We start from the raw sequence: 12,224 nt of genomic DNA on the forward strand, positions 1-12,224 counted from the left end.
AAGATTTTTTTATTTCTGTCCAACTAGATAAAATATGCGAAAAATGAATGAAACATTTATGTTAGCTGCTTTAGCCATAAGCAGAAAAGCTTTGCCAAAATGTTTGCCCAACCCACCAGTAGGCTGTGTCATTGTAGGTACTGAAAAAATAGTGGCAAAAGGATACACCCAAGCGCCAGGGAAATATCATGCTGAGGCTGATGCACTTAACCAGATTCAAGGTAAAGCGTTTGACTGCTTGAAAATGTACGTAACTTTGGAACCTTGTTCTTTTTATGGACGCACACCCTCATGTGCTTTAGCCATTGCCGAAGACCCTCGTATAGATGAGATTTATGTATCTTTAGTAGATCCAGATCCTCGTAATCAGGGGAAAGGATTGGACATTCTTAGGAAAGCAGGGAAGGTAGTTCATCTTGGATTATGTACTGATGAGGTGAATAATTTTCTTAATCAATATCTATTAAAGTGATGAAACAAGAATCTTAACAATTCAAAATTCAAAATTAAAGACATTTTGATTCGGGGATTATACTGTTGAGTTAAGCTTTTTTCTCTCCTCCTGACCCCCATGCCTGCCTTAACGGATAAATTATCATTAACCCAAGCGTATTGGGGACAAAGAGATACAAAAAGGCAGTGAGATAATTCACCGCCTCCTTTTAGAGAAACTTATAACTCCATGTTAGTTTTGAACGTCAACCCAACGGCGGTAAAGCTTTTGAATTTGTTTGAGAAGCGCAGTGTGAGCTGGTTGATTTGACTCATTCGGCTTCGCCATATCCTGCAATTGGGTCAGGAGTCTGGCTTCTTCGACGGCAACTTCACCATCGCTATAAATTAAGCCACTGATGGCTTCAATCAGATTTTCGCAATCTTCAAGACTGGGGCGATCGCCTAGATACTCCCGCACCCAGTCGTAGCATTCGTTTGGCTGTACAGGAACTAATTCGTACAGCCAAGGCTTAATTTCTGGGTCGTTAGCTAAACCTTTTGCTTGAGCTATTTCGCGGAGATATTGCCGTTCTTCTGGCTGGATTCTGCCATCGATCCAGGCTGCTCCAATCAGGATTTTTACTAAGTTTTTTACATTGGAAGGGGAAACCATTGCTGCCTCCTCTGGTAGATTCAGGCCTCCACCAAATCGTACAATCCTAAACAGTATTCACTCGGAATTATTGGTTTTTCTTAAGCGCACCATAAAAAAACCATCCATGTCTTGTCGATGGGGCCAAAGTTTAAACCAACCTTGAGGCGTACTATCGGTAGAATCAGGTAACTCAACGCCACTGGGAAACTCAATTTGCCAATCAGGTGACTCAGCTAAAAACGCCGAAATCACTTGTTCATTTTCTGCTGGATGCAATGTACAGGTGGCATAAACTAGTACACCACTAGGTTTTACAAAAGTTGATGTATGTGTTATTAATTCTCGTTGCAGTACCGAAAGTTCTCGTACAGATTCTGGTGTCTGTCGCCAACGCGCATCAGCATGACGGTGCATAGTTCCCAAACCAGAACATGGAGCATCGAGTAATACGCGATCTGCGGTGTTTTGAAATTGCTTGAAGTGCCGACTGTCGCCAGTGTAAATTTGAATAGATTGTAAATTTAGCCGTTGAGAATTTTCTTGGAGTTTGCGAAGACGAGAAGGAGTGCGATCGCAAGCCCAAATTTTTCCCTCATCTGCCATTAACTCAGCGATGTGGGTTGTTTTACCCCCTGGTGCAGCACAGGCATCAATTACCACTTCACCTGGTTGGGGGTCGAGCAAATGACCTACCAATTGAGCGCTGCTATCTTGTACAGTCCACCAACCTTCTCTAAAACCCGGTAGTTTTTGAATTGACCCAGTATTACCAATAAATCGTAAAGCTTGGGGTAAATGAGGAATCCGTCTCACCAAAACACCAGCAGATTGCAAAGCCGCCTCAACTTCCTCAATGGAAGTGCGAAGTGGGTTGATTCGTAAGTCAATTGTTGGTGATTGGTTCATCCATTCACACAATTGTTCTGTCTCAGTCAAACCCAGTTGTTCTAACCAAACTTGAATAATCCAGTCAGGAAAACTGTGTAAAATACCCAAGCGTTCCACTGGGTTTTCTGGAAGTTCTAACGGATCAAAATGGGGAACTGGGGACTGGGGAAGTAACAAAGAATCTTTCTCCTCTGCCCCGCTGCCCCTCTGCCCCGCTGCTTTTCTGAGATACTGGCGTAATAGACCGTTAACAAAACCCGTGAGTCCAGAAAAACCGTTTTCTTTAGCGAGTTGGACTGTGGTATTAACAGCAGCTGAGGCGGGAATACGCTCTTGATAACGTAGTTGGTAAAAGCCCAGATGTAAGATGGTGCGGAGGTCTTGTGGTTGTTGATGAGATTTCTTTTTGGCGAATTGATCGATGAGAGTATCAAGAGTGCGCTGCCTTCTGACGCTCCCATAGACCAATTCTGTCACCAAGCGGCGATCGCAATCAGCCAAATTAAATTTTTGCAGCACTCTATCTAGGGCAACATCAGCATAAGCCCCCTTATGAACATCTCGTAAGGCGATAAAAGCTAATTGACGGGGGTTTGTCATGGAAACTTGATTCAGGAGTCAGGAGGCTTTTGTATTCTAACTCCCAACTCTGCCAATTTTAGATTTTAGATTTTCAATTTTGGATCCAAGAAAAATTTAAAATCCAAAATTGAATAGCTCCTAACTCTATCAATTTTAGATTTGGATTTGGGTTGAAGGAAAAATCTAAAATCCAAAATCTAAAATCCAAAATTGAATAACTTTCCTATCAAGACATATATGGGTCTACACTAGCGATTTCAAACTCACACGCCCTAGAAACCTGTTCTGCTGGTAATTTTCCAAAGCTGATTAATGGTAAAGAACTGGGGTCTGCCATCAGTTCTTTTGCTAATAAGAACCCAGTGATTGTCCAAGTTTGATATTTCCTCGCTTGTTTCCCAATCAGTCGCCCTTTTTTACCATCGTAATACTCTGGCCATTCATCTGTACTAAGGCGTCCTTGGGCAACTTCAATCGCCTTTTGTGCGAGATTTGTTCTATTAGTTTTTACAGCCGCCGCTGCCAACATCCACATTAAAACAGGCCAACTACCAGCATTATGATACGACCAAGGTATATTTTTGGGGTCACATCCAGTCACAATTCTGTATTCTTCATGTTCCAAAGCTGGGAAACAAATTTTCATTGGCATATCTCCCACCAAATCATCCCATCGTTCCTCAATGAGAGTCATAATCGCTTGTGACTGTTCTTCGGTGGCTAAGTCGGAAATGATTGCCATTAAGTTTCCGAGTGAAAAGAAGCGAGTATCTAGCTGCGATGGGCCAACATTACCTGCTAGATAACCACCTTTTTTTGGCAGCCACTTATCTAATTCATAATAGGGAACAGAATCTACATATATGTTGAACAGATTAACAGCAGCTTTGCCATATTCTTCACTTTTGAAGCGATAAATTGCATTCAGACGATTAATATCTATCCAATAATGCTGGCGAATATGAGCGCATAAAAGAGGTAAACGGTTATCAATGGCTTCAACAATATCAGAATTACCTTTACAAATTAGCAGTTCACGAGATGCGCGCAATGCCGTGTAAAAGAGGACTTGCAATTCTAAAGGATGCCCATAAATGCCCATACGACGGTCAATCATACAAGCGCCATCTGGAACCAATAGCGTTGGGTACATATCAAAACGATTCGCCAAGCAGATTTCCATGATTAACCTGATCCCATTCTGGAATTCAGGTTGATAGGCGAGAGAAAAATCTTTTGTGGCGACTACATAAGCACGCAATAAAATAATCCACCATAGGCAAGAATCTACAGGTGTAACTCTAGCGATCGCATGTTCGCCAAAGTCTGCTTCTAAATATTCTTGCCCATTATCTGATACCACTTTAAAGCTAGCTGGTATTAATCCTCGTCCTGGCTTATAGGCATCTAATGCCTTTTCTTTAGGCTGCAACTTTAAGGTTTCTTCTAAGAAATTACGAACAATATCGGTTCTACCTTTAATCAGAAAAATTAGAGCAGCAGAAACAAAATCCCGGACAAAGCACTGATCGTAATTGAGTGCCTCTACAGAAGCATCATAAGCGGCTACTGTCCCAACAGGGCGACCTTGATAATAGAGAATTGATTTTTCTAGTGCTAGCCATGCTTCTTCCACTTCTTTTAAGTTCTCAGTAGTTTCCAATTCGTTTAGGTGCATTGCCAGAATAACTCCATAAGGATTGTGAATTTTTGGTAGATGTGTCTTCATTTATTATTTTTACTATTCTCAGCATAACAAAAACGATTCTTTGAATAGCAAAGATAATTGAGCAAAAAAATAATCAACTAACAAGGAATAAAATTGCTGACATTTATGCAAATTTATTGTTAGTTAATTGCTTGTAATCTATTACTATTTTGGTGAATTATAGTTATTTTTCTCCACCGCAAGTAGTAACATGAGTCCTAAAAACAGTCACCTAAGATATACTTTTAGATTATTTATTGTTCTGTTGTCTGTCCAGAATCTTTGCTTTACCAAACAAAAACATATCTTCAGTGCTGTTTAGGGTTTGTGTGAAGTTAAAACTTGTTGCAGTATATTTACTTGAGCAGGATTAGTTTTTGACACTAAGAAGTCAGATTATTCCCCTATTATCTAATAATTTATAACGTTTTTTCTGAATATGCAAGATAAAGGCTATAAATTTTAATATGTCAATACTTCTCAAGGTTTAAATATCTTACCCTACTGATAGATGAAACGGGACGTTTATGGGAGTACAGTCAAAAATAATCAAGAGTACTGAGTTGAAATACCGCCCATAAAGTACAGATAATATACAAAGTACACAAGTACTGAGATGAGATTTTATATAATTCATATCTGCCGTTCTCCGGTTTCCATTCGACAAATTCTTCAAAATTTATCGCTTCTACTAAATCTTGAAACATAACACTATTTCCTCAAATATTATTTATATTTTGACTAGCATCGATAAACTGGTAATTTTATGTTACCTGCTGCTGGAATTCTTTATAAGCTCGATTAATTGCTTGCATTGAAGCTTTTGCAATTGTAGAACTATTAACATCAGGATGATACAATCTTGCTAATCGGCGGTAGGCAATTTTAACAACATTGGGGCGATCGCTCTGATTTACGCCCAAGACTTCCCACCATTCCCCAGATAATCCAGAGTCGAGAGTAAATTGACTCCAAATCTTGATGCTTCCGCCATTACCGCCACTTACCAGCGTTTTCCCATCAGGGCTGAAAGCAACGGGATTACACCCAGAAAGATTTTGTAGTAATTCCCCAGTGCAAAGGTTCCAAAGTTTGATTGTACCGTCTCTGCTGGCACTGGCAAGAGTTTTTCCATCAGGGCTAATGGCAACAGACAAAACCGCCGTTGAGTGTCCAGTCAAAGTGGAAACTAATTCTCCAGTTTGGAGGTTCCAAAGTTTAATTGTGGTGTCTGTACTACCACTAATAAGAGTTTGACTGTTAAAACTGATTGCAACTGTATTCACTGCTGCCAAATGTTCAGTGAGAATATAGCGTTGTTGCCAAGTTTTGAAATCCCAAATTCTAATTGTCTTATCGGTACTACCACTTGCAAGGATTTTACCATCGGGACTGATGGTGACAGATAAAACTCCGTCTGAGTGTCCATTCAATGTGCGTTTTACTGTTCCCGTGTAGCGTCCCCAAATTCTAATCGTTTTATCGGCAGCACCACTTACAAGAATTGCCCCATCAGGACTGTAGGCTACTGAGTTAACAAAACCATTATGACTATAACTAGAGTTTAAATAAAAGAATGTGCGGAGAAATTTTTTTGTGTCTATCTGCCAACTGCTGATTTTGCAATCGACACTACCACTTGCAATCTGCTTTCCATCTGGGCTGATGGCAACAGATAAAACTGCTTCTGCTTGTCCAAAGAACGTGTACAGCCATTTTCCGGTTTTCAAATTCCACAAATTAACTTGTCTGTCATCACTACCACTAACTAAGGTAGTACCATCAAGACTGATTGCGATCGCATTAACTGCCGCTAAGTGACTTTTGAGTGTGCGTACACATCTCCAAGTTTCAGGTAGCTGGGTTGTCAGAGATATTCTTTCCGCTTCAATATTGGGAGTAGAAGCTTTAGGCGTAGCAAATTCTGATTTTTTCTTGAATTTAGCCTTAAGCACTTGTAACTCATCTTCGACTTCCAAAACAGCAAATTTTTGGTTGAGATCCTCACCAGATAAAAATGCATCTAATTCCATCACTGCTTCGGAATAGTAGCCCATCTGCAAAACTTTCTCTTCCATCCGCTCAAAAAGCTGCGCTGGAGTTTCGCTAATTCCCGATTCGTCTAAAAGTTTGGCAATACCATAGGCGGCGAGTCCCACCATTGCACCAATTCCCGCCATCGGTGCTGCACCAATCCCAAATGCTAGCCCTACTTTCGGCGCGACTAAACCCATACCACCAACGACGCTATAAATACCAGCACCGCCAACTGCACCAATTCCCATTGTAGCGATCACAACAGCATCTTTTTCTGCTATGGCTTTAAAAGCGCCATAAGCAGCTGCACCAGCCACAGCGCCAGCACCAACTACAGGAGTTGCACCAATTCCAACAGCGCCAAATCCGCCTGCGAGTCCCATCCCGCCTACTGTTGCGGAAACACCAACGCCTGCTAGGGTTCCGCTTGCAATAAATGCTGCGCCTGTTTTAGAGTTTTGTGTCATTGCGTAATGCTTTCTTGAAATTTTCTAGAGTCATCAGATTTTGTCTGAGTACAACTACTATTGCTTGCTGCTGTTGAAGCTGAGTTAGAAGAATAAGCACAAGTTTATTTTGAACTTTTTTATTCACAACAGCTTGAAGGGCTAAATCATCATCATTGTTTCTCAAAGCTGTCTGAACTGTTTCGTTCCAGTATTTAGCTTCTTTCTGGGCGTTTTCAAAATCTTTCTCAATACTTTCTTGATTAGTAACAGCACTGTTCACAGCTTTTTGTGTCTCAAGAATAGCCTCTGACAAAAGCACTGTTATGTCGTTTTTAGCTTTAGTTTGCTCTTGAGGTTTAGGTGGTAGCAATAATGCGTTTTTCATCTGCTGTAATTCATCATCAACCCATACATCAACATCTTCATGTTGAAAGTTGATGAATGTCGTTGAAAACTCACTTTTATTAGTCTTGCTACTTAATACTTCATTCTGCGCCTCTGAAACCTTTTTCTCCCAAGATTTCAAACTACTTTTAATCGCGTCTACTTGTGGTTGCTGCTCCCCTAGAAGTGTTTTTAGTCTACTAGCAATTGCTTGGTATCGTTCCTTTTGGAATTTTGCTTGACGAATTAAATCCTGATTACTTCCTTTCAAAGCAAGTTGATATTCTTGTTCCCATTTATCAGCTTCTGCTTGAGCTTTCGCATAGTCTCGTTGAGCAATTTCTTGGGCTACTCTGGAGTGGCTTGCTCCTTCGCGTAACTTTCGTAGCGCATCCTGTGGTGATTGATTTTGGTCATAAAGTCCCATAAATTTATCTGAGTAGGCTTATTACCCAGAGCGTAGACTGATTAATACTGTTGCGTCCTCGTAAAAATTACTTAAGCCTTGACTTTTGCTTTTAATGCTACCTCAGAAAAGTCTCAGTACAATATGTTATTAATTCCTAGTAAAATAAATTAGGCAAAACTCTGGTTAATCTGCCTCCCTTTGCGTTTAAAAATATAACGATTTTACGCACTCATTACCAAAGAATCGAAACTAATCCTGATGCAGTTATATTTGAATCACAGGTTAATAGTTGTACTTCATTACCTTTTTACTCCAAGCAAATTATAGCTTGCTCAACTAATGATCTTGACCGTACTTGTATGCTTTGCATCCCGATATTAAATCCGCCTTTATTTGGATTAAGGCAGAAATTTATCTCTGTAACTGAGACTTTAGGTAGCGATCGCACACCATACAATACACACTATATTCATTATGTCAAGGAAACCTGCGCTTTTATTAATCAGCAAATAGGCGAACTTGAACCAAAACCCATACGCAATCAGGGAATTCTCGACAACCCTGATGAAATTTACCGAAAAGATGGAATAACATTTGTGTGTGCTTCAACAAATTGTGTATAAGAATTGAAAATAACCATATGGCAACATCTAATATCCTCAAAGAACCACAGCTTTTACGTTTGAATCGCTTTTTTGGTGGACTGCGTGGCGATTTCACGGGAGGACTAACAGCAGCAGTAGTAGCATTGCCTTTAGCTTTAGCCTTTGCGGTAGCCAGTGGTGTGGAACCAAAGGCGGGACTTTACACCGCGATTGTGGCGGGAATTGTCGCCGCAATTTTTGGTGGTTCGTCAGTACAGATTACAGGGCCAACAGGTGCAATGGCTGTAGTTTTGGTGGGAATTGTCGCCAAGTACGGCCTTGAGAAAGTTTGGATTGCTGGGGTGATGGCTGGGATTATCCAGATTGCCTTGGGGGTCGCCAAACTTGGACAATTAGTAAAGTTTATTCCCTATCCGGTGACGGCGGGTTTTACTAATGGTATTGCCGTGATTATTTTTTGTGGTCAGTTAAATAATTTCTTTGGCTTAAAATTACCACGTAGCGAACATTTTTTGCCGGGACTGTGGCAAAGTCTAACTCATGTAGAAGCTCTAAATTGGGCAGCAGTTGCCTTGGCAGTTGTGGTGATTGCCACCAATCTTTTGTGGCCCAGAATCAATACGACAATACCAGGTTCTTTAGTGGGACTGGTATTAGCAACTGCGATCGCTTCTGCTTTTCATCTAAATGTACCAACAATTGGCACAATTCCTCAATCTTTACCGATGCCTCAAGGTATTCCCCACTGGAATGATTTTAGTGTGATTCGAGAACTAATTAATCCGGCTTTGGCTTTAGCTGCACTGGGAAGTATTGAATCGTTGCTATCGGCGGTAGTGGCTGATGGGATGACAGTCAGCGAGAAACATAATAGCGATCGCGAATTAATTGGTCAAGGGTTGGCAAATATGATTGTGCCATTTTTTGGTGGCATCCCCGCCACAGGTGCGATCGCTCGGACTGCTGTTAATGTCCGTTCTGGCGGTAAAACCCGACTATCTGGGGTAATTCACGGTGTTGCCTTAGCCATCATCGTTTTAACTTTAGCACCCCTAGCAGCACTGATTCCTTTAGCAGCACTTGCTGGAATTCTAATGGTGGTTAGCTTGCGGATGATTGAGTGGGAAGCCATTGGTTTATTGATGCGTGCTACCTACTCCGACTTTGCGGTGATGATTCTCACCTGGCTAGTGACAATCTTGTTTGACTTAGTTCTCGCTGTCGAAGTGGGATTGATTGCAGCCGGAGCCTTGTTCATCAAACGGATGAGCGATTTAAGTTTAGTTAAAATACCTGAAACCGAAGTATTTCCCCCTGGTACTCCTCTAGAATTAGGTAAGGAAATTGCCGTTTATCGGGTAGATGGCCCCGTATTTTTTGGTGCTGCTGAACGATTTGCTACCTTCCTCCGCGATGAACCGGAAGTAAAGTATTTAATTCTCCGGTTGCGGTTTGTGCCAAATATGGACACAACTGGATTAGTAGCCTTAGAGGATATTTATCATGACTTAGAACGGCACAATTGCCGCTTAATTCTCACAGGTTTACAACCCGAAGTCCAACAACTACTGGAACGTACAGGATTGTTAAAAACAATTGGGTTATCAAATTGTTTTGAAACAACCACAGAGGCGATTTGCTCTATCTCTCCTCAGATTGCATGTTCTCAACCTGTAGCAGCTGATTTGAAAACAAAAGAATTGATGGAATTGATTGACTGATAATACAGCAGAATTCAGGAGTCAGAATTATCGAATTCAAAAGTAATATTATGTCCGCTTGATTACTTATTAAACCCGAAGAACCCCACCCCGCCAAAGCTGCGCTTCGTCTCCCCTCCCGAAGAGCGGGGAGGGGATTAAGGGGTGGGGTTCTTCTAGCTCACAAGGGCAGAGAAACGCTATAACAATTACCCGGACATGATATAAAACACGCTTTATACCATTAAAACCGTGGCAAAAGAAGCGATCGCGGCGACCTTATAAATATTAAAATAAAGCCTGTATTCATTATTGAATCAGGCTTTTAAGGTTTTTTAGGAAATTTTTACGGAGAACTTCAGTTTAATTACTGAATAGCGAATCCTTCCGGTCTGATTGCATCGTCCAAATCAACGCCCATCAGGTTAGCTCCCTGGATGTTTGCATTTGTCAGATTTGTATTTTCCAAGTCTGCGTTTTGTAGGTTAGCGGTTTGCAGATTTGCTCCCAAGAGGTTGGCTTTTTCTAAGTCTGCATCAAAAAGGTTTGCTCCCATCAGGTTTGCTCCCCAAAGGTTTACCTTGCCTAAATCTGCTCCTTGAAAGTTAGCTCCTTGTAAGTTTGTTTGCTGCAAGTTAGCCCTTTCTAAGTCTGCATTTTGTAAGTTAGCACCTTCCAAGTTTGCTGCTTGCAGGTTTGCGTCCTTTAACATTGCCCCAGCAAGGTTGCAGCCGACACATTCATTGGTTTGTAATAAATGTCTTACGTTTTCTGCTACAGGCACTATTGGCGATATCGGTGATATGACTGGTGCTGTCACAGGCTCCATTGGCGATATCGGTGATATGACTGGTGCGGTTACTGGCTCCATTGGTGATTCAACTGGAGCTAGTTCAGATTCCGTAGCTATGGATGGTACTAGTGTTTGCGCTCTAGCGCTGGGCTGGATAAGCAGAGTAAATCCCGCTACAACTACCAGAAATACTGCTTTTACGAGCCACTGAGTTAATTTTTTAGAGTTTGATTGATTCATTAGTTCCTTCATAATCTGATTCCTATTAGTGGGCTTGCTTTTATAAGAGCCATCGATAATGTGCTTTATTCTCACTTTAGATAACTGAATTGATAAGAGCAAATATTATTGTTATTCATATTGATAAATTTAAGTGATTGACAAATCTTTTTGGATGGGAAGCGATCGCTGATTTGTTTGCTTACATCAGGAATTGCGATCGCGTGGAGCATCCACTGGAGGGGGGCGATCGCCTCATACTTAGTTCCCAAGCATTGCCAGACTGGGTAAAAGTCGATATGTTTCACTTTTAATCAAGATGGAGAGTCCCAAGTAAATTAAGATAAAGGGGAAGATTTTGCGACCGTAGCGAGTTAGAACGGGAGTCATCAAAGGATTACGAGTCAGGTTGTAAGAGAGTAAACACCACATCCCAACAGTGCAGTAACAAACACACAGAATTACACCCAAACTTGGAAGATTACTACTGGCAAACAACGGAACATAAATTCCAATGTTGTTTCCTCCATTGGCAATGGTAACACTGGAAACGCGGTAGGTTTGCGGATCGCGGATGGTTGCTAATAGTGATTTTTTTTGGCGTGCAGATTTTGCAGGAGAGGTTAAATCAACTGATACCGCTTGTACTGTCTCTCCCTGTTCTTCTCGATTGATGAGATTACTGATACCAATAGCTACGGGAAGCAAACCTAGCAAACCAATCCAGGTAGTGGGAATCATCAGACCACCGAAGAAACCAGGAAGACTAGCACATACTAAGGTAGTAAATCCCAGAAATTCACCGAGAACAATATGCTTAGGACGAAAGTTACGATTGACTTTTCCGAAGAAAGCTGTCAAATATAAGTTGTCGTCAAAGGTAGTTGCAAAAGCGACAGAGATTCCAATCAATAATGTACTAATTAACCAAGCCATAATTGTTGCTCACAGTAATTCAATGCTGTTTTGTCTTAATCCTCTCTGCTTCTCGATGTGAGGGCAGGTTAGGAGATTTTGTGACTGTTTTTTTAACGACAACCGATCGATATTCGTTATTTATCAGCCAATTACCCAATTTTTAGAGGCATCGCCTCCAATCAAATTGGTGATTTTTTTCTCAGCAAGGTACCTTGGGAGCTCATGGAGTCAATATTATGACTTTCAAGGAAATAAGATCAAATACTCTTGTTTCTTAAAAGGATAAATAAAAGTGATTGACAACTGTCTATAAGTGAAAAAATCACTTCCGGCTAAACCGCATAGGGAAAAGTAGCAGTTCGTCATATCGAATACTGAGTTAATATCTGAGAAGTTTAGGCGCGTAGTTTACCGCCGTAGGCATCGCTCTTATTGAAAAGAA

Annotated in this window: 10 protein-coding genes and 1 pseudogene; 4 read left to right on the plus strand and 7 right to left on the minus strand. The window is 41.0% G+C overall.

Annotated features, from left to right (window positions below; genetic code table 11):
• The first annotated feature begins 43 nt into the window (after window positions 1-43).
• On the plus strand, window positions 44-472 hold the full coding sequence (locus V7K44_RS19505) for a bifunctional diaminohydroxyphosphoribosylaminopyrimidine deaminase/5-amino-6-(5-phosphoribosylamino)uracil reductase RibD (RefSeq protein WP_322686592.1): 429 nt from the start codon (window positions 44-46) through the stop codon (window positions 470-472).
• A gap of 213 nt (window positions 473-685) precedes the next feature.
• Here the strand turns inward: V7K44_RS19505 and V7K44_RS19510 are convergent, their stop codons facing one another.
• The 5 genes from V7K44_RS19510 to V7K44_RS19530 all read right to left on the minus strand — a co-directional run bounded on the left by V7K44_RS19510 (window position 686) and on the right by V7K44_RS19530 (window position 7,565).
• Window positions 686-1,108 (minus strand): tellurite resistance TerB family protein, encoded by a 423-nt coding sequence (locus V7K44_RS19510; protein WP_334933555.1) that lies wholly within the window; start codon window positions 1,106-1,108, stop codon window positions 686-688.
• Window positions 1,109-1,165: 57 nt separating this feature from the next.
• Entirely contained in the window at window positions 1,166-2,578 is a 1,413-nt protein-coding gene (locus tag V7K44_RS19515) for a 16S rRNA (cytosine(967)-C(5))-methyltransferase (protein ID WP_334933556.1), read from the minus strand.
• A 208-nt stretch (window positions 2,579-2,786) separates the two neighbouring features.
• Window positions 2,787-4,238, minus strand: a complete 1,452-nt coding sequence (locus tag V7K44_RS19520) for a glycoside hydrolase 100 family protein (RefSeq protein WP_334933631.1) — start codon at window positions 4,236-4,238, stop codon at window positions 2,787-2,789.
• A 794-nt stretch (window positions 4,239-5,032) separates the two neighbouring features.
• The gene (locus V7K44_RS19525; RefSeq protein ID WP_334933557.1) at window positions 5,033-6,772 is read right to left on the minus strand and encodes a DnaJ domain-containing protein; all 1,740 of its coding nucleotides are present in this window, start codon (window positions 6,770-6,772) and stop codon (window positions 5,033-5,035) included.
• The gene (locus V7K44_RS19530; RefSeq protein ID WP_334933558.1) at window positions 6,756-7,565 is read right to left on the minus strand and encodes a PspA/IM30 family protein; all 810 of its coding nucleotides are present in this window, start codon (window positions 7,563-7,565) and stop codon (window positions 6,756-6,758) included. The genes V7K44_RS19525 and V7K44_RS19530 overlap by 17 nt, the downstream gene beginning before the upstream one ends.
• Before the next feature lie 437 nt (window positions 7,566-8,002).
• Between V7K44_RS19530 and V7K44_RS33240 the strand changes: the two are divergent.
• A pseudogene (locus V7K44_RS33240) lies at window positions 8,003-8,122 on the plus strand (Coenzyme F420 hydrogenase/dehydrogenase, beta subunit C-terminal domain); the annotation flags it as partial.
• 65 nt (window positions 8,123-8,187) lie between these two features.
• Window positions 8,188-9,873 (plus strand): SulP family inorganic anion transporter, encoded by a 1,686-nt coding sequence (locus V7K44_RS19540; RefSeq protein ID WP_334933560.1) that lies wholly within the window; start codon window positions 8,188-8,190, stop codon window positions 9,871-9,873.
• Window positions 9,874-10,219: 346 nt separating this feature from the next.
• Here the strand turns inward: V7K44_RS19540 and V7K44_RS19545 are convergent, their stop codons facing one another.
• Window positions 10,220-10,885 (minus strand): pentapeptide repeat-containing protein, encoded by a 666-nt coding sequence (locus V7K44_RS19545; protein ID WP_334933632.1) that lies wholly within the window; start codon window positions 10,883-10,885, stop codon window positions 10,220-10,222.
• Window positions 10,886-11,022: 137 nt separating this feature from the next.
• On the opposite strand from V7K44_RS19545, the gene V7K44_RS19550 reads away from it, so the two are divergent.
• The gene (locus V7K44_RS19550; protein ID WP_334933561.1) at window positions 11,023-11,178 is read left to right on the plus strand and encodes a hypothetical protein; all 156 of its coding nucleotides are present in this window, start codon (window positions 11,023-11,025) and stop codon (window positions 11,176-11,178) included.
• Here V7K44_RS19550 and V7K44_RS19555 read toward each other — a convergent pair.
• Window positions 11,126-11,800, minus strand: coding sequence for a cadmium resistance transporter (locus V7K44_RS19555; protein WP_334933562.1), 675 nt, complete (start codon window positions 11,798-11,800; stop codon window positions 11,126-11,128). The two genes, V7K44_RS19550 and V7K44_RS19555, sit on opposite strands and share 53 nt — an antisense overlap.
• Between the last annotated feature and the right edge of the window lie 424 nt (window positions 11,801-12,224).

The organism is Nostoc sp. (genome assembly GCF_036917235.1).
In the GTDB taxonomy this organism is placed as follows: domain Bacteria; phylum Cyanobacteriota; class Cyanobacteriia; order Cyanobacteriales; family Nostocaceae; genus Nostoc.

Excerpts from the sequence above, each read along its gene's own strand:
- V7K44_RS19505 (WP_322686592.1), top strand. The coding sequence starts at position 44 with ATGAATGAAACATTTATGTTAGCTGCTTTAGCCATAAGCAGAAAAGCT.
- V7K44_RS19510 (WP_334933555.1), bottom strand. The coding sequence starts at position 1,108 with ATGGTTTCCCCTTCCAATGTAAAAAACTTAGTAAAAATCCTGATTGGA.
- V7K44_RS19515 (WP_334933556.1), bottom strand. The coding sequence starts at position 2,578 with ATGACAAACCCCCGTCAATTAGCTTTTATCGCCTTACGAGATGTTCAT.
- V7K44_RS19520 (WP_334933631.1), bottom strand. The coding sequence starts at position 4,238 with ATGCACCTAAACGAATTGGAAACTACTGAGAACTTAAAAGAAGTGGAA.
- V7K44_RS19525 (WP_334933557.1), bottom strand. The coding sequence starts at position 6,772 with ATGACACAAAACTCTAAAACAGGCGCAGCATTTATTGCAAGCGGAACC.
- V7K44_RS19530 (WP_334933558.1), bottom strand. The coding sequence starts at position 7,565 with ATGGGACTTTATGACCAAAATCAATCACCACAGGATGCGCTACGAAAG.
- V7K44_RS19540 (WP_334933560.1), top strand. The coding sequence starts at position 8,188 with ATGGCAACATCTAATATCCTCAAAGAACCACAGCTTTTACGTTTGAAT.
- V7K44_RS19545 (WP_334933632.1), bottom strand. The coding sequence starts at position 10,885 with ATGAATCAATCAAACTCTAAAAAATTAACTCAGTGGCTCGTAAAAGCA.
- V7K44_RS19555 (WP_334933562.1), bottom strand. The coding sequence starts at position 11,800 with ATGGCTTGGTTAATTAGTACATTATTGATTGGAATCTCTGTCGCTTTT.